This is a genomic window from Pantoea sp. ACRSC, assembly GCF_022346785.1.
Classification (GTDB): Bacteria; Pseudomonadota; Gammaproteobacteria; order Enterobacterales; family Enterobacteriaceae; genus Pantoea; species Pantoea alvi.
Window position 1 is genome coordinate 24,228 of sequence record NZ_JAKRNN010000002.1, and the last position, 20,120, is coordinate 44,347.

18 protein-coding genes are annotated in these 20,120 nt (G+C 58.5%); 13 read left to right on the forward strand and 5 right to left on the reverse strand.

Annotated features, from left to right (window positions below):
• Positions 1–9: 9 nt before the first annotated feature.
• Positions 10–2,433, reverse strand: coding sequence for a glycerol-3-phosphate 1-O-acyltransferase PlsB (plsB, locus tag MHZ97_RS03595; RefSeq protein WP_239313667.1), 2,424 nt, complete (start codon positions 2,431–2,433; stop codon positions 10–12).
• A gap of 128 nt (positions 2,434–2,561) precedes the next feature.
• On the opposite strand from plsB, the gene MHZ97_RS03600 reads away from it, so the two are divergent.
• The 4 genes from MHZ97_RS03600 to MHZ97_RS03615 all read left to right on the forward strand — a co-directional run bounded on the left by MHZ97_RS03600 (position 2,562) and on the right by MHZ97_RS03615 (position 5,500).
• Positions 2,562–2,930, forward strand: coding sequence for a diacylglycerol kinase (locus MHZ97_RS03600; RefSeq protein WP_103793648.1), 369 nt, complete (start codon positions 2,562–2,564; stop codon positions 2,928–2,930).
• Between the two features lie 106 nt (positions 2,931–3,036).
• On the forward strand, positions 3,037–3,651 hold the full coding sequence (gene lexA / locus MHZ97_RS03605) for a transcriptional repressor LexA (RefSeq protein WP_033749144.1): 615 nt from the start codon (positions 3,037–3,039) through the stop codon (positions 3,649–3,651).
• Positions 3,652–3,784: 133 nt separating this feature from the next.
• Positions 3,785–5,107, forward strand: coding sequence for an MATE family efflux transporter DinF (gene dinF, locus MHZ97_RS03610; protein ID WP_239313648.1), 1,323 nt, complete (start codon positions 3,785–3,787; stop codon positions 5,105–5,107).
• Between the two features lie 180 nt (positions 5,108–5,287).
• Positions 5,288–5,500, forward strand: coding sequence for a CsbD family protein (locus MHZ97_RS03615; RefSeq protein WP_103793650.1), 213 nt, complete (start codon positions 5,288–5,290; stop codon positions 5,498–5,500).
• Between the two features lie 48 nt (positions 5,501–5,548).
• Here the strand turns inward: MHZ97_RS03615 and zur are convergent, their stop codons facing one another.
• A complete protein-coding gene (zur, locus tag MHZ97_RS03620) occupies positions 5,549–6,070 on the reverse strand; it encodes a zinc uptake transcriptional repressor Zur (protein ID WP_103793651.1) in 522 nt (173 codons plus the stop codon).
• 445 nt (positions 6,071–6,515) lie between these two features.
• Here zur and MHZ97_RS03625 point away from each other — a divergent pair, with 445 nt between their 5' ends.
• From MHZ97_RS03625 to pspG, 3 genes are all read left to right on the forward strand, one after another.
• Positions 6,516–7,766, forward strand: a complete 1,251-nt coding sequence (locus MHZ97_RS03625) for a conjugal transfer protein TraF (protein WP_239313645.1) — start codon at positions 6,516–6,518, stop codon at positions 7,764–7,766.
• A gap of 111 nt (positions 7,767–7,877) precedes the next feature.
• Entirely contained in the window at positions 7,878–8,873 is a 996-nt protein-coding gene (dusA, locus tag MHZ97_RS03630) for a tRNA dihydrouridine(20/20a) synthase DusA (protein ID WP_239313642.1), read from the forward strand.
• Positions 8,874–9,049: 176 nt separating this feature from the next.
• Complete coding sequence (gene pspG / locus MHZ97_RS03635; RefSeq protein WP_103793654.1) at positions 9,050–9,316, forward strand: envelope stress response protein PspG; 267 nt, start codon at positions 9,050–9,052, stop codon at positions 9,314–9,316.
• A gap of 189 nt (positions 9,317–9,505) precedes the next feature.
• On the opposite strand, the gene MHZ97_RS03640 is transcribed toward pspG, so the two are convergent.
• On the reverse strand, positions 9,506–10,489 hold the full coding sequence (locus tag MHZ97_RS03640) for a quinone oxidoreductase (RefSeq protein ID WP_103793655.1): 984 nt from the start codon (positions 10,487–10,489) through the stop codon (positions 9,506–9,508).
• Between the two features lie 95 nt (positions 10,490–10,584).
• On the opposite strand from MHZ97_RS03640, the gene dnaB reads away from it, so the two are divergent.
• The 6 genes from dnaB (at position 10,585) to MHZ97_RS03670 (ending at position 15,706) form a co-directional block, all read left to right on the forward strand.
• The gene (gene dnaB, locus MHZ97_RS03645; protein WP_103793656.1) at positions 10,585–11,991 is read left to right on the forward strand and encodes a replicative DNA helicase; all 1,407 of its coding nucleotides are present in this window, start codon (positions 10,585–10,587) and stop codon (positions 11,989–11,991) included.
• A gap of 124 nt (positions 11,992–12,115) precedes the next feature.
• Positions 12,116–12,607 carry an Lrp/AsnC family transcriptional regulator gene (locus tag MHZ97_RS03650; protein ID WP_103793657.1) on the forward strand — a complete coding sequence of 164 codons (492 nt, stop codon included), beginning with the start codon at positions 12,116–12,118 and terminating at the stop codon, positions 12,605–12,607.
• Between the two features lie 240 nt (positions 12,608–12,847).
• Positions 12,848–13,462 (forward strand): YitT family protein, encoded by a 615-nt coding sequence (locus MHZ97_RS03655; RefSeq protein WP_239313639.1) that lies wholly within the window; start codon positions 12,848–12,850, stop codon positions 13,460–13,462.
• A 48-nt stretch (positions 13,463–13,510) separates the two neighbouring features.
• On the forward strand, positions 13,511–14,704 hold the full coding sequence (locus MHZ97_RS03660) for an amino acid aminotransferase (RefSeq protein WP_239313636.1): 1,194 nt from the start codon (positions 13,511–13,513) through the stop codon (positions 14,702–14,704).
• 247 nt (positions 14,705–14,951) lie between these two features.
• The gene (locus MHZ97_RS03665) at positions 14,952–15,374 is read left to right on the forward strand and encodes a secondary thiamine-phosphate synthase enzyme YjbQ (protein WP_239313633.1); all 423 of its coding nucleotides are present in this window, start codon (positions 14,952–14,954) and stop codon (positions 15,372–15,374) included.
• Complete coding sequence (locus MHZ97_RS03670) at positions 15,371–15,706, forward strand: MmcQ/YjbR family DNA-binding protein (RefSeq protein ID WP_103793660.1); 336 nt, start codon at positions 15,371–15,373, stop codon at positions 15,704–15,706. Before MHZ97_RS03665 ends, MHZ97_RS03670 begins: the two co-directional genes overlap by 4 nt.
• A gap of 38 nt (positions 15,707–15,744) precedes the next feature.
• Here the strand turns inward: MHZ97_RS03670 and MHZ97_RS03675 are convergent, their stop codons facing one another.
• Positions 15,745–16,809 (reverse strand): NAD(P)-dependent alcohol dehydrogenase, encoded by a 1,065-nt coding sequence (locus tag MHZ97_RS03675; protein ID WP_033793196.1) that lies wholly within the window; start codon positions 16,807–16,809, stop codon positions 15,745–15,747.
• A 344-nt stretch (positions 16,810–17,153) separates the two neighbouring features.
• Entirely contained in the window at positions 17,154–19,991 is a 2,838-nt protein-coding gene (gene uvrA / locus MHZ97_RS03680) for an excinuclease ABC subunit UvrA (RefSeq protein WP_103793661.1), read from the reverse strand.
• Between the last annotated feature and the right edge of the window lie 129 nt (positions 19,992–20,120).

Genomic DNA, 20,120 nt, shown 5'->3' on the forward strand with positions numbered 1-20,120 from the left:
TGCGGTGCGTTACTCGTGCGCCACCGCGCTTTCGATAGTCAGCCGCACATCGCTGGTCACCAGATCGGCCAGAATATGCCAGGTGGCCTGGGTACGCTCAACGTCGGCGTCGCCGGTATCGCTGATATAGCCCTCATCGCGCAGCGTCAGCACCAGCGTGGTAAACACCGCCTTATCGAAAAACTCCGGCGCGTTGATGCCGTGCAGCACCGAAAGACGCTGTGCCAGCATACGGCTCTCTTTCTCCAGCGTGCCGCGGTTAATGGTCGGCTTCGCGCTGAGGATAGAGAAGGTGATAGCGAAACGTTGCAGGGTCTCGCGGATACCGGCGGCCAGCAGCTGCAGCGTGCGATAACGCGCGGCGGTGTGGCGCAGCTGGCCATCCTGCAGGGTAATCAGCCCCTGACGCGCCAGCTCCTGACAGAGCGCGCTCAGCAGCGCCGGCAGGGCGTCGATTTCCCAGCGCAGGAACAGCTCGCTTTTCAGCATCGGGTAGATCAGACGCACCTGGCGCAGCAGCTCGGCTTCGCTCAGGTTAGGATGCTGCTGAATAATGGCGGCGATCAGCGACGGCATCACCAGCATATGGTGAATATTGTTGCGGTAATAGGTCATCAGCACCGCCTGCTCGCGCGGCAGGATGATGATATCGCCGATATTGTCCTGTTCAGTTTCGAACTTATTCATGCTCATCGCATGGTTCAGCAGCTCTTCCGCTGAAAGCGGCGGCACCGTTGATTCCGGCGAATAGGGCACGTTGCGCAGCAGAGCGGTGTAGCAATCCAGCTGCTCGATCAGCTGCTCGCGGGTTAGTGAGCGCTGACGTGAGGCGAGCAGCGCGGTAACGCACAGGTTCATGGCGTTAGCCGCGCCCGCTTCGTTGATGCGCACCATCAGACGCGCCGCAATATCGTTGACCGTCGGCGTCAGCCAGCTGGGACGCTGCGGTTCAATCGGGTCGATAGCGTCGCGCCACTCCGGCACCTGCTTGTTCAGGTAGTTCACCAGCGGCAGCGGTTCGCCGAAGTTAACGTAGCCTTGGCCCAGGTTACGCAGCTTGCGCAGGCCGCGCACCATCTGCATAAAGCCTTCTTTCTCTTTCGCCGCGCCGCGCAGCTCTTTGGCGTAAGTACCCACTTCCATGACGTGCTCATAGCCGATATAGATCGGCACCAGCGTAATCGGACGTTTGCCGCCGCGCAGCATCGCCTGCAGCGTCATCGCCAGCGTGCCGGTTTTCGGATCGAGCAGGCGACCGGTACGTGAGCGCCCACCTTCAACGAAATACTCGACCGAATAGCCGCGGCTGAACAGCTCGCCGAGATATTCACGGAATACGGTGGCGTAGAGTTTATTGCCTTTAAAGGTACGGCGAATAAAGAACGCGCCCAGGCGACGGAAGATCGGACCGGCGGGCCAGAAGTTCAGGTTGATGCCCGCGGCGATATGCGGCGGCACCAGGCCCTGGTGATAAAGGACGTAGGAGAGCAGCAGATAATCCATATGGCTGCGATGGCAGGGCACATAGACGATCTCATGGCCATCTTCCGCCAGCTGGCGCACGCGTTCGCCGCCGTTGACGTTGATGCCCTGATAGAGACGGCTCCACAGCCAGCCCATTACGCGATCGGTGACGCGGATCGCCTCATAGGAGAAGTCGGCAGCGATCTCTTCCATCATCTCAACGGCGTTTTGCTGCGCCTTCTCATGGGAGAGCTTTTTGCTGCGCGCCTCTTCTTCCACCGCTTTTTCAATCGCCTTGGACTGCAGCAGCTTGTTGAAGAGATCCTGTCGCGCCGGCAGACGCGGACCAACCGCGGCTAAACGCTGGCGTGCGAAATGAATACGCGCCACGCGCGCCAGTTTCTGCGCGATGGATTTGTCGGTGCCGTGCTGCGTCGCCATCCAGCGCAGCGAGACGGTTGGCGAAAAGCGCACAAAGCTGTCGCGGCCGTGCCAGACGATAGCGAAAAACTTCTCAACCCCGTTAAGCTCGCGCAGGTGCGGCGCATCGTCGCCCTGAACCTCGCGGCCGGGCGCGCGGCCAAACATCACCGAAACCGGCAGCATCTGGATATCGAGCTGAGGGTTGTTACGGTGCAGATCGAGATACTCGTGAAAAATCTTCACCGATTCGGTATTCGGCCCAAAAGCGGGGAATACGCGCGGGCCGTCGTGAATAAACACGTGGCGCGGCAGTATCGAGCCGTCAATCTCCAGTGGTAACAGCGGATCGGGCAGATTATGCTTCAGACACTGCTGGCGCAGCGTCAGCAAATCCGCCTTGGAATCGTATGGCAGCACGTACATAATCGGCCGCGTTGGATCGAGTCCATGTTCGGAAACGGGATCGCCCGGAATAGCCTTCGTTTTTACCAGAACAGAGAGTGGTAAATTCAACAATTTATAATAAAGTTTACGCCAACCTGACATAGACAACATGAAGCCTCTTGTTAGCAAAGCGCCGCAAGCATATCAGAAAGTGCTGCGAAGATCTGTGGTGGTGCCAAACGCACCTGGCCCAGACATTGACGTCAAACAACCTAAAGGGTTCCCTCGCAATGGCAAGTAATACCACCGGTTTGCTCAGGATTGTAAAAGCGGCAGGCTACTCGTGGCAGGGGCTGCGCGCCGCCTGGCAGCATGAAGCCGCGTTTCGTCAGGAGGCCACGGCCGCCATCGTCGCTATCGCTATCGCCTGCTGGCTGGATGTCGACACCGTCGCGCGCATCCTGATGATTGGATCGGTGGTGCTGGTGATTATTGTCGAGATCCTCAACAGCGCAATCGAAGCGGTGGTCGACCGTATCGGCCAGGAGCGTCACCCGCTGTCGGGACGAGCGAAAGATATGGGCTCCGCCGCCGTTTTGCTCGCTATTATACTGGCGCTGTTCATCTGGATCGCGCTGCTCTGGACGCATTTGCGGTAGGCTTTCCACAATGGCCCAAACGGCTGTTATTTCCCTGGGTTTTGGTTTTCATTTCACCAATACCTGTATATACTCACAGCGACTGTATAAACAACCAGGGGGCGGGATGAAAGCATTAACCACCAGGCAGCAACAGGTTTATGACCTGATTCGCGACCATATCAACCAGACGGGCATGCCGCCAACGCGTGCGGAGATCGCCTCGCAGCTGGGGTTCCGTTCCCCCAACGCCGCCGAAGAACACCTTAAAGCGCTGGCGCGTAAAGGCGTTATTGAGATCGTTTCCGGCGCATCACGCGGCATTCGCCTGCTGATGGAAGAGGAAGAGTCCAACGGGCTGCCGTTAATCGGCCGCGTCGCCGCTGGCGAGCCGCTGCTGGCTCAGGAACATATTGAGACGCACTATAAAGTCGATCCCGACCTGTTTAAGCCCTCTGCTGATTTCCTGCTGCGCGTTGCCGGTATGTCGATGAAAGATATCGGCATTATGGATGGCGATCTGCTTGCGGTGCATAAAACGCAGGATGTGCGTAACGGTCAGGTTGTTGTGGCGCGTATCGATGACGAAGTCACGGTAAAACGCTGGAAAAAGCAGGGCACCGTGGTTCATCTGCTGCCGGAAAACAACGACTTCGAACCGATTATCGTCGATACCCGCACGCAGTCGCTGACCGTTGAAGGTCTGGCAGTGGGCGTGGTGCGCAACGGCGAGTGGCTCTGACCGCTCGCCTTCAGACGCCTGTATCGCTTCGCCAGGCGTCTGTACGATAATCTTTTCACGCGCCTCCTCCTGCGGCTAGCGCCGCATTGAGGCCGCCTCGCTCCTTTTTACGTTTTCAGGCATGGACCGGCTGATGCGTCTCTTCTCTGCTGACGATCGACAACTCTGGCGGCTGGCGCTGCCGATGATCCTCTCTAATATCACCGTGCCGCTGCTCGGCCTGGTGGACACCGCCGTTATCGGCCATCTCGACAGTCCGGTTTACCTTGGCGGCGTAGCGATTGGCGCGACCGCGACCAGCTTCGTCTTTATGCTGTTACTCTTTTTACGCATGAGCACCACCGGCTTTACCGCGCAGGCCTTTGGCGCGCGCGATGCGCAGGCGCTGGCGCGCGCCCTGACGCAGCCGCTGCTGATGGCGCTGCTTGCGGGCCTGCTGTTTATTCTGCTGCGCGATCCGCTTAGCGCGCTGGCGGGCCGGCTGGCGGGGGGCAATCCCCAGGTGCTGGAGCAGGCCGCCATCTTTATCCATATTCGCTGGCTCAGCGCGCCGGCAACGCTGGCAAATATGGTTATCCTCGGCTGGCTGCTGGGCGTGCAGTATGCCCGTGCGCCGGTTGTGCTGCTGGTGGTGGGCAACACGGTAAATATTCTGCTCGATCTCTGGCTGGTGCTCGGTCTGAAGTGGGGCGTGGCCGGCGCGGCGACCGCGACGGCGTTGGCGGAATATGTCACGCTGGCGGTAGGGCTGGCGATGGTATGGCGGGTTCTGAAGCTACGCGGCATATCAATGACGATGCTGAAGAGGAGCTGGCGCGGCGATATCCGTCGCCTGCTGCGCCTTAACCGCGACATTATGCTGCGCTCCCTGCTGCTGCAGCTCTGCTTTGCCTCGCTGACGCTTATCGGCGCGCGCCTGGGGCCAGAGATCGTCGCCGCCAATGCCGTCCTGCTGATGTTTATTACCTTTACCGCCTATGCGCTCGACGGATTCGCCTATGCGGTGGAAGCCGTTTCCGGCGAGGCCTATGGCGCGCGCGACGGCGACAGGCTGCTGTCAGTATGGCACGCCGCCTGTCGTCAGGCGGGCATGGTTGCGCTCGCCTTCGCGCTAATCTATGCGGCGAGCGGTGACGCTATTGTGTCGATGCTGACTTCGCTGGCGTCGCTGCAGCAGCTGGTCGATCGCTATCTTATCTGGCAGATCATTCTGCCGCTGGCTGGCGTGTGGTGCTATCTGCTGGACGGGCTGTTTATCGGCGCGACGCGCGGGCGCGAAATGCGCAACAGCATGGCGGTGGCCGCGCTCGGTTACTTCCTGACGCTGCTGACCTTACCCTCGCTGGGCAACCACGGTTTGTGGCTGGCGGTAACGGTTTTTCTTGCGCTGCGCGGCGTTTCGCTTTGGTGGATCTGGCGGCGCGAATGGCGCCTAAACCGCTGGTTTGCAAACTGATTATCGCGCGCAGCGGCAGCCTTAACGCGCTGCGCTAAACAGATTATTCTGTATTTCTGCGGCAGTTGCCGATTCGTCTACTATAATTAACTTACAACAGCGCGACACAGCAGCGCTTTGTATTGTCGTATCACCATTATGTGGTGGTATGTAAAACTAAGGATGACGTGGAGGTCTGACATGAACAAAGACGAAGCGAGCGGTAACTGGAAGCAGTTCAAAGGTAAATTCAAAGAAAAATGGGGCAAGCTGACCGACGACGACATGCAGGTTATCGAAGGCAAACGCGATCAGCTGGTCGGCAAAATTCAGGAACGCTACGGTTACGCTAAGGATGAGGCAGAGAAAGAGGTCTCAGACTGGGAAAGCAATAACAAAGATTACCGCTGGTAATCTTCTCGCTCAGGCCTTGCCTGAGCGACCGGCACAGGGACGTGCTGCTTAGCCTCTTCTTCCGCGCTTTTTCCCTTCTGACTCATGGTCGTGCCCGCAGCTATCCTTATGCGTACAGGCTTCAACTTCCGCACAGCTCATGCAGAGCCCGTGCGCCTCAATCACGCTGTGCCGTAGCGTAAAGCTCGCCTCGCCAGCCAGATCGGCAATAATATTCTCTACGCCCTGCGCCTGCTTTTCCGTGACCGCCGCGCAGCGATCGCAGACCAGCATCACCGAGGTATGCGCCGGCGCTTCAAAATGGTGGCAAACCACATAGCTGTTGTTTGACTCCACGCGGTGAATAAAGCCCTGTTCCAGCAAAAATTCCAGCGCGCGATAGACCGTCGGCGGCTTTGCCTGTGGCTCGCTGGCGCGTAGCTGATCCAGTAAATCATAAGCGCTAATCGATCCATGCTGCGCAGCCATCAGACGTAACACCTCAGCGCGCTGCGCTGTCAGGCGCACCCCGCGTTGCAGACAGAGCTTCTCTGCCTGGGTCATGATTTTATCTGGCGTCATTGTCGACATGGTGATTCTCCGCTAAAAACGAGATGTTATCTTATCACACCCGATGCGCTTGCGCTCAGGTTGCGCGCTTTCAGAGCCGAACCTGTCATCTTCCATTAATATCAATACATTAGGCTGGCCGCTGGCTGGTGAACTCGCTTCGCTAATGCTAATCAGTGCCAACATTGTTAAGACATAAATTAACAAAAAGAGAGTTTTGCTTTACAACTCACCAGGTTAAGCACTAATGTTCAAGAGGCCTTAAGCAACTGCTGGCCTCAATATCCTTTTTGATTATCCCCCTAAATAATAAAAGCGCCGATTTGTAGCTAAAACATCCAATCCGGCGAATAACAGTGCTGTTTCAACTAAATTCACAGCAATGAACCGTTAGCCGCGATACACAATAGCGCTAACGACAAATTCCGATGATGAATGTTTTCCTGATCAAGGTGATGGCAGACAAATGGCGAACAAAACCACCCGGCGCTCTGCGCTTTTATATCCTGCTGTTTTAAACGCGCTCTTTCTCTCCTCTTCCGCGATGGCTGCGGGAACCTGGTATGACGCGCGCAACGACGCGATGGGCGGTACCGGCGTCGCCTCCTCGACGTGGAGCTCCGCCGTGCTGGCAAACCCGGCGCTGATGACGCGTGCGCAGCCGGACGACAATGTCGGCATTATCTTTCCCTCTGCTGGCCTGCAAATTACCGATAAAGACAAGATGGTCGATAAGGTCGATGACATCAGCGATACCGTTAATCGCTATCGTGACGTTATCAACGGCCTGACCTTCCGCGACTATCTTAACGGCTATCCGCAGCTTAAAGCGGCGTCACGGGACGTGGCGAACCAGCTGCGCGATCTGCGCGGTAACAAGGCCAACGGTACGGCGGGCGTCGCGCTGGCGGTTACGGTCCCTAACGAAACCCTGCCGTTTGCGTTTATCACCAAGGCGTACGGCACGGTTCACCTGCGTGCCAACGTGGCGCAGAGCGATATCGACTATCTTAACGGCGTAGCGGACGGCACCCGTATTCCCGTACCGGGCGACCAGAATAATTTGCGCTCCAGCGCAAACGGCCTGGCGGCGCTGGTCACCGATTACGGTATCGCCGTGGCGCACGAGTTTAACGTGGCGGGCCATCCAGTTTCGCTCGGCGTGACGCCGAAAATTCAGAAAACCTGGCTCTATAACTACACCGCCAGCATCTACAACTACGATAAAAACGACCTCAACGGCAGCCGCTACCGCAACGATAATACCGGCTTTAACGTCGACGCTGGTTTAGCAACGCCGCTGGGCGATAACTGGACGCTGGGCGTTACCGGGCAGAACCTGGTGTCGCGCGATCTGAAGACCAAAGAGACCAACGGCTATCGCGACACCTACCAGATCCGTCCGCTGGTGACCTCTGGCCTCTCCTGGAGCGGCGGTCCCTTTACCGCGGCGCTGGATGTGGATCTCACCGAAACGAAACGCTTTAAGTCGGAAGAGAGCAGCCAGTATGCTGGCGTCGGTGGGGAATACCGCGTGCTGGACTGGCTGGCGCTGCGCGCTGGCTACCGCGCGGATATGAAATCCAACGATGAAAATGTCTTTACCGCCGGTTTTGGCGTATCGCCGTTCAACAACGCGGTGCATCTGGATCTGGCTGGTTCAGTGGGCGACAACAATACCTGGGGCGCGATGATGCAGCTCGGGTTTAACTTCTGATCGGCGATGCTTAGCCGTCTCTAAACCGGGCGACGCAGAGTCGCCCGACACCCTGTTAATGTGCTATCATTGCGCAGATTATCATCACCCTTAACGGATTTTCTGCGCTTCATGAGCAACTCTTTCTCCTCGCAACGTTTTTCCATCGCGCCGATGCTCGACTGGACCGACCGACACTGTCGCTATTTTCATCGTCAGCTGACCGGCGACGCGCTGCTCTACACCGAAATGGTCACCACCGGTGCCATTATTCACGGCAAGGGCGACTATCTGGCCTACAGCGAGGCGGAACATCCGGTTGCGCTGCAGCTTGGCGGCAGCGATCCGGCGGCGCTGGCCCAGTGCGCGAAGCTGGCAGAAGAGCGTGGCTACGATGAGGTGAACCTCAACGTCGGTTGTCCCTCCGATCGCGTTCAGAATGGGCGTTTCGGTGCCTGCCTGATGGCGGAAGCTTCGCTGGTGGCTGAATGTATCGACGCGATGCGTCAGGTGGTTTCAATACCGGTGACGGTAAAAACCCGCATCGGCATCGACGATCAGGACAGCTACGCATTTTTGACCGATTTTGTCGGCACCGTCGCGCAGCGCGGCGGCTGCGACACCTTTATTATCCACGCGCGTAAAGCCTGGCTTTCCGGCCTGAGCCCCAAAGAGAACCGGGAAATCCCGCCGCTCGACTATCCACGCGTCTATCAGCTGAAGCGTGATTTTCCTCAGCTGACGCTCGCCATCAACGGCGGCGTAAAATCGCTGGAAGAGGCCAAAGTCCATCTGCAGCATCTCGACGGCGTAATGATGGGCCGTGAGGCCTACCAGAATCCCGGCCTGCTGGCGCAGGTGGATCGCGAGCTGTTTGGCCGTGATGCGCTGGTAGCCGATCCGGTGGCGGTGGTGCGCAGCATGTATCCCTATATTGAGGCGGAGCTGGCGAAGGGCACCTATCTTGGCCATATCACGCGTCATATGCTCGGCCTGTTCCAGGGGATTCCCGGCGCGCGCCAGTGGCGTCGCCATCTGAGTGAAAACGCCCACAAGCCGGGCGCAGACGTGCGCGTGCTGGAAGCCGCGCTGGCGCTGGTGGCGGACAAGATCCCGCAGGAAGCCTGATCGCCTGCGGCAGTCGATAAAAACCAGCCTGAGTGCTGGTTTTTTTTACGCCAGAATTCAGGGAAATTCACCATTGCTGCCAGCGTTACTCTGGCCGTTTTGCTTACAGGACAATAAGTTACACTCTGGCACGCTTCTTGTAATAAGGCTGTAGAACTAACAAGAGGAGTAACAACGTGGAAATTCTGTTTGTGCTGGGCTTTTTCCTGATGCTGCTGGTGACGGGCGTCTCGCTGCTGGGCGTGATGGCGGCGCTGGTGGTCGCTACCGTGGTGATGTTTATCGGCGGCCTGTTTGCACTTGTAATCAAATTGTTGCCCTGGCTGGCGCTGGCGCTGGTGGCCGCCTGGGCATATCGCGCCTTTTGCGGCGACGGTCGTGAGCGTGCGCGCCGCAAGCTGCGCCGCAAAATCAGCAGGTTAGAGCGACGCCGCGGCTATTAATTGCGGGTGAGATCACAGAGTGACAGATTGCTTATGCCTGTTTTGCAATTAAACATATTTTTTACTTATGTTTTCTGCCAGGATAACTGTCGTTGAGTCGACATGAATTCATCGCCGCTGTCCCTACACCAGCGCGAACGATAAAAAGAAAAGGGGCTTCCTACGGGAAGCCCCGTTTGCGTTCAGGGCTCATGGGATCAGCAGGCTAGAGCCTTGGGTGCTGCGGCTCTCCAGCGTGCGGTGCGCCCGCTCCGCCTCTTTCAGCGGGAATTTCTGCTGCTCCGGCACCTCGACCTTGATGGCGCCGCTGGCGAGCAGCGAGAAGAGATCGTTGCTGGCGTGCTCCAGCTCTTCGCGGTTGGTGATATAGCCGTAAAGCGAAGGGCGGGTAACAAACAGCGAACCTTTCTGGTTGAGTATGCTCAAATCGACGCCTTTAACCGGCCCGGAAGCATTACCAAAACTCACCATCAGACCCTGACGACGCAGCGAATCCAGCGACGCTTCCCAGGTATCTTTACCCACCGAGTCATACACCACCGCGACCTTTTTACCCTCGGTGAGCTGGCTGACGCGCTCGGCAATATTCTCTTCGCGGTAGTTGATGGTGGCCCAGGCGCCCGCCGCTTTCGCCAGCTTCGCCTTTTCCGCCGACCCGACGGTGCCGATAAGATGCGCGCCAAGCGCTTTTGCCCACTGGCAGGCGATCAGGCCAACGCCACCCGCCGCCGCGTGGAACAGAAAGGTTTCATCCGGTTTCACCCGGTAGGTCTGACGCAGCAGATAGTGTACGGTCAGCCCTTTCAGAAAGCTGGCGGCGGCCTGCTCGAAGCTGATGGCGTCCGGCAGCAGCATCAGGCGATCTTCCGCCACGTTGTGCAGTTCGCTGTAGGCGCCCAGCGCCGCCTGGCAATAGACCACCCGGTCGCCCGGCTTAAAGCGCGTCACCGCGCTGCCGACGCGCTTCACCACGCCCGCCGCTTCGGTGCCGAGGCCTGAAGGCAGGGCGGGCACCGGATAAAGTCCGCTGCGCACGTAGGTATCAATATAGTTAATGCCGATGGCGCGGTTCTCTACCTGCACTTCGCGCTCAGCAGGATCGGCAGGATCGACGTCAACCCACTGCAACACCTCAGGCCCGCCCTGCGCGGTAAACTGAATACGCTTTGCCATTTTTACTCCTGTGATTGTTCAACATCAGGCGTGAGAGGCGCGCCGCCATCAGGTATACTGGCGCGTCCCCTCAGAACATCGGTATTGCATTCACTATGGCAGGAAATAAACCCACCAACAAATCGAACGACACGCCCGACCGTCAGCTGGAAGGTATTAAAATGCCGCCGCATTCGATTGAAGCGGAGCAGTCGGTGCTGGGTGGGTTGATGCTGGATAACGAACGCTGGGATAACGTCTCCGAGCGCGTCGTGGCGGAAGATTTCTTCAACCGCTCGCACCGTCTGATCTTTTCCGAGATGCAGCGTCTGCTGGAAGCGGGCCAGCCTATCGACCTCATCACGCTCTCCGAGTCGCTGGAAACGCGCGGCGAGCTGGAGATGGCGGGCGGATTCGCCTATCTGGCGGAGCTGGCGAAAAACACCCCCAGCGCGGCGAACATCGGTGCCTATGCGGATATCGTGCGCGAACGCGCGGTAGTGCGCGAGATGATCTCGGTGGCGAATCAGATCGCCGATGCCGGTTACGATCCCCAGGGGCGCAACAGCGACGAGCTGCTCGACTTCGCCGAATCCAACGTCTTTAAAATCGCCGAGTCGCGCGCCAACAAAGATGAAGGGCCGAAGAACATTCAGGAGGTGCTGGAAGCCACGGTCTCGCGCATCGAATCGCTGGTCTCAACGCCGCACGACGGCGTAACCGGCGTCGATACCGGCTATCAGGACCTGAATAAAAAGACCGCCGGCCTGCAGCCGTCGGATCTGATTATCGTCGCGGCGCGTCCGTCGATGGGTAAAACCACCTTCGCCATGAACCTGTGCGAAAACGCCGCCATGCTGCACGACAAGCCGGTGCTGATTTTCAGCCTCGAGATGCCCAGCGAGCAGATTATGATGCGTATGCTGGCGTCGCTGTCGCGCGTGGATCAGACGCGCATCCGTACCGGCCAGCTTGACGATGAGGACTGGGCGCGTATCTCCGGCACAATGGGCATCCTGCTGGAGAAGAAGAATATGTATATCGATGACTCTTCCGGCCTGACGCCGACCGAAGTGCGCTCGCGCGCGCGACGCGTCTTCCGCGAAAATGGCGGGCTGAGCATGATTATGATCGACTACCTGCAGCTGATGCGCGTGCCGGCGCTTTCCGATAACCGTACGCTGGAGATTGCCGAGATCTCTCGCTCGCTCAAGGCGCTGGCGAAAGAGCTTAACGTGCCGGTGGTGGCGCTGTCGCAGCTGAACCGCTCGCTGGAGCAGCGCGCCGATAAACGTCCGGTCAACTCCGACCTGCGTGAATCGGGCTCTATCGAACAGGATGCCGACCTGATTATGTTTATCTACCGCGACGAGGTTTACCATGAGAACAGCGATCTTAAAGGCATCGCCGAGATTATTCTGGGTAAACAGCGTAACGGCCCTATCGGTACGGTTCGCCTGACGTTTAACGGTCAGTGGTCGCGCTTCGACAACTATGCTGGCCCGGCCTACGACGACGAATAACCTTTCTATTCCGGCATGCACGATCTGTGCATGCCGCCTCGCATCATCAGAAAATAGTGTTGGACAACCCCGCCTTTAATCGGGTTATCTGTATCACAGCGCACGTTTACGCACTGGAAGCAGCATGACTCACGTAGATGATTACGACCTGAAAATACTGACCTTATTACAATCTAACGGCCGTTTGACCAACCAGGAGCTGAGCGATTTAGTGGGCCTGTCGGCCTCGCAGTGTTCGCGTCGCCGCATCAACCTTGAACAGGCGAATTTAATTCTTGGCTATCATGCGCGCCTGTCGCCTGATGCGATCGGCCTGGGCATGGTCGGCCTGATTGAGGTACGGCTGATTAACCATACCGCCGACTACGTCGACAGCTTTCACCGTATGGTGGAGCAGGAAGAGGCGATCGTCGACGCCTACAAAACGACCGGCGACGCCGATTATCTGCTCAAGGTCGCCGTAGCGGATCTGGCGTCGCTGAGCGCGCTGATTAGCCAGCTGGTGGCGGGCCATCAAAGCGTGTCCCATGTGAAAACCTCGGTCGTGCTGGGTCGACTCAAAGAGAACGGCCTGATGATGGCCCCGGCGCACAAGGCGCGCCAAAAGAGTGCATGATGTGCTTATTTGGTGCAATTGCGCGCCATATGATGCAAAAGATATGCGTAAAAACTCGAATTTGCGCATGAATTGACGGTTTAACCGCAAGGCGTGCGCGAAAATAAGCAATAAAAGCGCCTTAGTTATCAACTGGATAATCACTGGCACCTGCCGAAGGCGGCCATAAGCCGACGGCATGGTGCGTTTTTTGCATCTTAACGCCACGCTTTTTCGGCTCAGAGTGCAATGAGATTACCTATGGATAACGTTGTAGACCCTACCCGCATTCCCCATTCACGTATCGAAGACGCGCTGGCGATAGTGCTCGGCACGCTGATGGTCTCTTTCGGCGTCATTATGCTGAGACAGGCGGGGGCGCTGACGGGCAGCACCGCCGGCATCGCCTTCTTGATCGGCTATCTGACGCCGCTCTCTTTCGGCAGCGCCTTTTTCCTGATCAACCTGCCGTTTTACTGGCTGGCGGCGCGCCGCATGGGATGGGAGTTCACCGTGAAAACCTTCTGCGCGGTGGGGCTGGTGTCGCTCTTCACCCATCTTCATCCGCTCTTCGTCCACTTTTCCGCGCTCAATCCCTTTTATGCGACACTGTTCGGTAACGTGATCATGGGCATTGGGTTTATAGTGTTGTTTCGTCATAAAGCCAGCCTGGGCGGAATCAATATTCTGGCGCTGTGGCTGCAGGATCGCATCGGGCTGCGCGCCGGGAAACTGCAAATGGCGGTCGATACCTGCGTCGTGCTGGCGTCGCTGTTTGTCGTCAGCGTGCCGATGCTGTTAGCGTCGGTCGCGGGCGCAGTGATCCTTAACCTGATCATCGCCATGAACCATCGTCCCGGACGATACATGGTTTAATGCTGCATACACCTCTGATTTTTACGACCATACATGGAGATCTGCACCGTGTTTCAAAACGTTGACGCCTACGCCGGCGATCCGATTCTGTCGCTGATGGAAACCTTTAAACAGGATCCGCGCCTGAATAAAGTCAATCTCAGCATCGGCCTCTACTATGACGAGCAGGGCATTATCCCTCAGCTCCAGGCGGTCGCCGCCGCAGAAGAACAGCTTAAAGCCGAGCCGCAGCAGGCGTCGCTCTATCTGCCGATGGAAGGCCTCAACGCGTACCGTAACGCCATTGCGCCGCTGCTGTTCGGCGCCGACCACCCGATGCTGAAGGCGGGGCGCATCGCGTCCATTCAGACGCTGGGCGGCTCCGGCGCGCTGAAAGTCGGTGCGGATTTCCTCAAGCGCTACTTCCCGAATGCCGGCGTCTGGGTCAGCGATCCAACCTGGGATAACCATGTGGCGATTTTCAACGGCGCGGGATTCGAGGTGAAGAGCTATCCGTGGTACGACGCGGAGACCCACGGCGTAAAATTCGACGCCTTCCTGGCGACGCTGAAAACCCTGCCGAAGCAGAGCATCGTGCTGCTGCATCCCTGCTGCCACAACCCGACCGGCGCGGACCTCTCTGACGCGCAGTGGGATCAAACCGTTGAGGTGCTGAAGGCGCAGGAGCTGATTCCCTTCCTCGACATTGCCTATCAGGGCTTCGGCGCGGGCATGGAAGCGGACGCTTACGCCATTCGCGCGGTTGCCGCCGCTGGCCTGCCAGCGCTGGTCAGCAACTCCTTCTCGAAAATCTTCTCGCTCTATGGCGAACGCGTCGGCGGCCTCTCTGTCGTATGTGACAGCGCCGAAGAGGCGGGCCGCGTGCTGGGCCAGCTGAAAGCCACGGTGCGCCGCAACTACTCCAGCCCGCCGAACTTCGGCGCGCAGGTGGTGGCGCGCGTGCTTAACGACGACGCGCTGAAGGCGAACTGGCTGGCGGAAGTAGAGGCGATGCGCCTGCGTATTATCGCCATGCGCAAAACCCTGGTAGACGTGCTCAGCACGGCGCTGCCCGGCAAAAACTTCGACTACCTGCTGAAGCAGCGCGGCATGTTCAGCTATACCGGCCTGAGCGCACAGCAGGTGGATCGCCTGCGCGAAGAGTTCGGCATCTATCTGGTCGGCAGCGGGCGTATCTGCGTTGCCGGTCTTAACAGCAATAATGTGCAGCAGGTCGCGCAGGCGTTTGCCGCCGTGATGTGATGCAGCTGATGATCTCTGCAGGCGGGTAGCAGGGGCGAAGAGCAAAGCCCTCCGCGATAAAGATGTCGCGGGGCAGGCATGGATGACGCTTTTACTTCTTTGCGATCGGCCGCTCTCACTTGTGCCACCCCCACCTTGTACCCGATGCAAACCGTCCGCGCAGGCTGACGGTTTTTTTTCGCCTTCAGGTTTACCTTTCCGCGACTTATTGCACACTTAAACGGTGTAACCAACTCAGGAACAAGGCATGTGGCATCAACAAACGCTCACGCTCAGTGAGAAATCACGCGGTTTTCATTTGGTCACTGACGAGATCGTCGCTCATCTTCCGGCGCTGGCCCAGGTGCAAACCGGCCTGCTGCACCTGCTGCTGCAGCACACCTCCGCGTCGCTGACGCTGAATGAAAACTGCGATCCTACGGTGCGCAGCGATATGGAAAACCATTTTATGCGCCACGTTCCGGAAGAGGCGCCTTATCAGCACGACTATGAAGGCCGCGACGATATGCCGGCCCATATCAAATCCTCTACGCTGGGGGTATCGCTACTGCTGCCGGTACAGCGCGGCAGGCTGATGCTGGGCACCTGGCAGGGCATCTGGTTAGGCGAACACCGCATCCACGGCGGCGCGCGGCGCATTGTCGCTACTTTACAAGGGGAGTTGAAATGAATACGTCAGATCTGCTGACTTACTGCATGAGCAAACCGGACGCGGAGCAGAGCGTTCACAGCGACTGGAAAGCGACGCAAATTAAAAGCGGCGGCGTGCTGTTCGCTATGGTACATGAGGTGGAGGGACGCCCGGCGGTGTCGCTGAAAACGACGCCTGCGCTGGCGGAGCTGCTGCGCGAAGAGCACAGCGATGTCTTCCCCAGCGAGCATCTTAATAAGACGCACTGGAGCACGCTATTGCTGGACGGATCGCTAAAAGATTCGCAGATTTACTATCTGGTGGATGCCTCTTACCAGCAGGCTGGCACCACCCGGGCGGCGGGTGCCTGAGAGAGGCGCGCGGCGTCAGGCCGCGCGCCGGGTTTCCCTTACGCCGCCGCTTCGTCGCGCAGCGTATTGATATCGATAACAAAGCGGTACTTCACGTCGCTTTTCAGCATACGCTCGTAGGCTTCGTTGATCTGATTCATCGCAATCAGTTCAATATCGGAAGTAATGCCGTGCTTGCCGCAGAAATCGAGCATCTCCTGCGTTTCGGCGATGCCGCCAATCAGCGATCCGGCAATGCTGCGGCGCTTCATAATCAGGTTAAACACCTGCGGTGCCGGGTGATCGTGCTCCGGCGCGCCGACCAGCGTCATGTTGCCGTCGCGCTTCAGCAGGGCGATAAACGGGTTAAGATCGTGCTGCGCCGCCACGGTGTTAAGGATGAAATCGAAGCTGTTGGCGTGCTGCGCCATCTGATCCGCATCTTTCGAGATCACCACTTCATCCGCACCCAGGCGCTTGCCGTCTTCAATTTTCGACGGCGAAGTGGTGAACAGCACCACATGTGCGCCCATCGCGTGCGCAATCTTCACGCCCATATGGCCCAGGCCGCCCAGGCCGACGATACCCACTTTTTTGCCCGGTCCGACGTTCCAGTGGCGCAGCGGCGAATAGGTGGTGATACCGGCGCACAGCAGCGGCGCGACGCCCGCCAGATCGAGGTTTTCCGGCACGCGCAGCACGAAGTTTTCATCAACCACCACCGCCGTTGAGTAACCGCCGTAGGTGACGTCGCCGGTTTCGCGATCCTGACCGTTGTAGGTGCCGACGAAGCCGACTTCACAATACTGCTCCAGCCCTTCCTGACAGCTCGGACAGCTGCGGCAAGAGTCGACCATACAGCCGACGCCGACCAGATCGCCGACTTTGTATTTGCTGGCGTGGCCGCCGACGGCGGTTACGCGGCCGACAATTTCATGTCCCGGCACGACAGGAAAAAGGGTGTTTTTCCACTCGTTGCGGGCCTGGTGCAGGTCAGAGTGACAAACGCCACAGAACAACACTTCAATCTGTACATCATGCGCGCGCAGCTCACGCGGTTTGTAATCAAACGGCGCCAGTGGGGATTTTGCATCCTGAGCGGCGTAGGCGTGCGTAATATTCATGGTGTCTCCAGGTTCGTTGTGTCGTGAATAGAGTCGTGCGTTCGGCGCGCAGAGCGCCGTTATAAGAGTGCGCGGCCAACCGGGCGCGCCAATGAGGAACGTTAAAAGAATAGTCACAGAACCCTGGCGCGGCTATGCCTATACATGCCTGAATCTTGCCTGATTCTGTTTTTATCCGATGGAATATGCAGTAAAAGAAAGGCCCGCTTGCGGCGGGCCTGAGGGGGGGTACGGATGACGATGGCGAAGAGGCAAAAGGAGAGAGCCCTGCCAGCCGGCTTGCGCGGATACGCACCCCATGGTTGAGGTGCGTCCATAAAGGGCCAGCCGCTTATCGCTAAGCGTCAGGCGCTCTTTTTCTTCAGCAGCGGCTTCAGGAAGCGCGCGGTGTGGGATTTCTCGCACTCCGCCACGGTTTCCGGCGTGCCGGCAACGAGGATTTCGCCGCCGCCGCTACCGCCTTCCGGGCCCAGGTCGACAATCCAGTCCGCCGTCTTGATCACGTCAAGGTTGTGCTCAATCACCACGATGGTGTTGCCCTGGTTGCGCAGCTGATGCAGCACCTCCAGCAGCTGGGCGATATCGGCGAAGTGCAGGCCGGTTGTCGGCTCATCCAGAATATAGAGCGTCTGGCCGGTACCGCGTTTTGACAGCTCGCGAGCCAGCTTGACGCGCTGCGCCTCACCGCCGGAAAGCGTCGTCGCCGACTGGCCGAGACGGATGTAGGAGAGGCCCACATCGATCAGCGTCTGCAGCTTGCGCGCCAGCGCCGGGACGGCGTCGAAGAACTCACGCGCCTCTTCGATGGTCATCTCCAGCACTTCATGGATGCTCTTGCCTTTGTACTTAATCTCCAGCGTCTCGCGGTTGTAGCGCTTGCCTTTGCACTGGTCGCAGGGCACGTAGATATCGGGCAGGAAGTGCATCTCTACCTTCAGTACGCCGTCGCCCTGGCAGGCTTCGCAGCGGCCGCCGCGCACGTTAAAGCTAAAGCGGCCCGGATTGTAGCCGCGCGAACGCGCTTCCGGCACCCCGGCAAATAGCTCGCGCACCGGCGTAAAGATGCCGGTGTAGGTCGCCGGGTTGGAACGCGGCGTGCGGCCGATCGGGCTCTGATCGATATCGATCACCTTATCAAAGTGCTCAAGCCCGCTGATCTCGCGATAGGGCGCCGCTTCGCCCGTGGTCGCGCCGTTCAGGTGGCGCTGCGCGATTGGGAACAGCGTATCGTTGATCAGGGTCGATTTACCCGAGCCGGAGACGCCGGTGATACAGGTAAACAGGCCGACCGGCAGCGTCAGCGTCACGTCTTTCAGGTTATTGCCGCGTGCGCCGCTGAGCTTCAGCGTTTTGGTCGGGTCGCCTTTCACGCGCTCTTGCGGTACCGCGATCTCGCGCTTGCCGCTGAGGAACTGGCCGGTCAGCGACTCCTCTACCGCCATGATTTCGTGCACCGTGCCTTCCGCCACGATCTGGCCGCCGTGTACGCCGGCGCCCGGCCCGATATCGATCACGTGATCCGCCGCGCGGATAGCGTCTTCGTCATGCTCGACCACAATCACGGTGTTGCCGAGATCGCGCAGGTGGATCAGGGTGCTGAGCAGACGCTCGTTGTCGCGCTGATGCAGGCCGATTGACGGCTCGTCCAGCACATACATCACGCCCACCAGGCCGGCGCCGATCTGGCTCGCCAGGCGGATACGCTGCGCTTCGCCGCCGGAAAGCGTCTCTGCGGAGCGCGACATCGAGAGATAGTTCAGGCCGACGTTCACCAGGAAGCTCAGACGGTCGCCAATCTCCTTCAGCACTTTTTCCGCGATTTTGGCGCGCTGGCCGCTCAGCTTAAGGTTGCGGAAGAAATCCATCGCGTGGCCGATGCTCATATCGGAGATAGTCGGCAGATTGGTGTTTTCGACAAAAACGTGACGCGCTTCGCGACGCAGACGGGTGCCTTCGCAGCTGGCGCAGGCGCGGTTGCTGATAAACTTCGCCAGATCTTCGCGCACCGCGGTGGATTCCGTCTCTTTATAACGACGCTCCATATTGTGCAGCACGCCTTCAAACGGGTGACGACGCACCGAGGTATCGCCGCGATCGTTGATGTACTTAAACTCAATGTTCTCTTTGCCGGAGCCGAAGAGAATAACCTGGCGCGCTTTCTCGCTCAGGCTGTTGAACGGCGCTTCAACGTCGAAACTGAGATGTTCGGCCAGCGAGCGCAGCATCTGGAAGTAGTAGAAGTTGCGGCGATCCCAGCCGCGGATCGCGCCGCCGGCCAGCGACAGCTCGCCGTTCTGCACCACGCGGTCAGGATCAAAATATTGCTGCACGCCCAGGCCGTCGCAGGTCGGGCAGGCGCCTGCCGGGTTGTTGAACGAAAAGAGACGCGGCTCCAGCTCGCGCATGCTGTAGCCGCAGATCGGGCAGGCGAAGTTGGCGGAGAAGAGCAGCTCTTCTGCGTCTGCGTCGTCCATATCGGCGACGATCGCCGTCCCGCCGGAGAGCTCCAGCGCGGTTTCAAAGGATTCAGCGAGGCGCGTCGACAGATCCTCACGCACCTTAAAGCGGTCGATAACCACTTCGATGGTGTGCTTTTTCTGCAGCTCCAGCTTCGGCGGATCGGAGAGATCGCACACTTCGCCGTCGATACGCGCGCGGATATAGCCCTGCGCCGCAAGGTTCTCCAGCGTTTTGGTATGCTCACCCTTACGATCTTTCACTACCGGCGCCAGCAGCATCAGGCGTCGGCCCTCTTCCTGCGCCAGCACGTTATCCACCATCTGGCTGACGGTCTGCGCCGCCAGCGGCACGTCGTGATCCGGGCAGCGCGGCTCGCCGACGCGGGCGAACAGCAGACGCAGATAGTCGTGGATCTCGGTGATGGTGCCGACCGTAGAGCGCGGGTTGTGTGAAGTGGACTTCTGTTCAATAGAGATGGCGGGCGACAGACCTTCGATATGGTCGACGTCCGGCTTCTCCATTAAAGAAAGAAACTGACGCGCATAGGCAGAGAGCGACTCTACGTAGCGGCGCTGACCTTCCGCATAGAGCGTATCAAACGCAAGAGAGGACTTGCCGGAGCCTGACAGGCCGGTGACCACTATGAGTTTGTCGCGAGGGATGATCAGGTTGATGTTTTTCAAATTATGGGTGCGGGCACCACGAACTTCGATCTTATCCATTCACCTTTCCCGGATTGAGCAGCACGCCCCGTGCCTTGCGGACACGATTAGCGTAAACAGGGTATTATGGCACAAAAAATAGACTGATTAAATATCCAGTATTTTTTGCGTTTTGGGTGTAAAATGAGC

What these genes read in the sequence shown, in the direction of transcription:
- plsB (WP_239313667.1), bottom strand. Translation starts at nt 2,433, where the DNA reads ATGTCAGGTTGGCGTAAACTTTATTATAAATTGTTGAATTTACCACTC.
- dinF (WP_239313648.1), top strand. Translation starts at nt 3,785, where the DNA reads ATGCGTCTCTTCTCTGCTGACGATCGACAACTCTGGCGGCTGGCGCTG.
- MHZ97_RS03650 (WP_103793657.1), top strand. Translation starts at nt 12,116, where the DNA reads ATGACTCACGTAGATGATTACGACCTGAAAATACTGACCTTATTACAA.
- lexA (WP_033749144.1), top strand. Translation starts at nt 3,037, where the DNA reads ATGAAAGCATTAACCACCAGGCAGCAACAGGTTTATGACCTGATTCGC.
- MHZ97_RS03655 (WP_239313639.1), top strand. Translation starts at nt 12,848, where the DNA reads ATGGATAACGTTGTAGACCCTACCCGCATTCCCCATTCACGTATCGAA.
- MHZ97_RS03625 (WP_239313645.1), top strand. Translation starts at nt 6,516, where the DNA reads ATGGCGAACAAAACCACCCGGCGCTCTGCGCTTTTATATCCTGCTGTT.
- dusA (WP_239313642.1), top strand. Translation starts at nt 7,878, where the DNA reads ATGAGCAACTCTTTCTCCTCGCAACGTTTTTCCATCGCGCCGATGCTC.
- MHZ97_RS03670 (WP_103793660.1), top strand. Translation starts at nt 15,371, where the DNA reads ATGAATACGTCAGATCTGCTGACTTACTGCATGAGCAAACCGGACGCG.
- uvrA (WP_103793661.1), bottom strand. Translation starts at nt 19,991, where the DNA reads ATGGATAAGATCGAAGTTCGTGGTGCCCGCACCCATAATTTGAAAAAC.
- MHZ97_RS03675 (WP_033793196.1), bottom strand. Translation starts at nt 16,809, where the DNA reads ATGAATATTACGCACGCCTACGCCGCTCAGGATGCAAAATCCCCACTG.
- MHZ97_RS03600 (WP_103793648.1), top strand. Translation starts at nt 2,562, where the DNA reads ATGGCAAGTAATACCACCGGTTTGCTCAGGATTGTAAAAGCGGCAGGC.
- MHZ97_RS03640 (WP_103793655.1), bottom strand. Translation starts at nt 10,489, where the DNA reads ATGGCAAAGCGTATTCAGTTTACCGCGCAGGGCGGGCCTGAGGTGTTG.
- zur (WP_103793651.1), bottom strand. Translation starts at nt 6,070, where the DNA reads ATGTCGACAATGACGCCAGATAAAATCATGACCCAGGCAGAGAAGCTC.
- dnaB (WP_103793656.1), top strand. Translation starts at nt 10,585, where the DNA reads ATGGCAGGAAATAAACCCACCAACAAATCGAACGACACGCCCGACCGT.
- MHZ97_RS03665 (WP_239313633.1), top strand. Translation starts at nt 14,952, where the DNA reads ATGTGGCATCAACAAACGCTCACGCTCAGTGAGAAATCACGCGGTTTT.
- MHZ97_RS03615 (WP_103793650.1), top strand. Translation starts at nt 5,288, where the DNA reads ATGAACAAAGACGAAGCGAGCGGTAACTGGAAGCAGTTCAAAGGTAAA.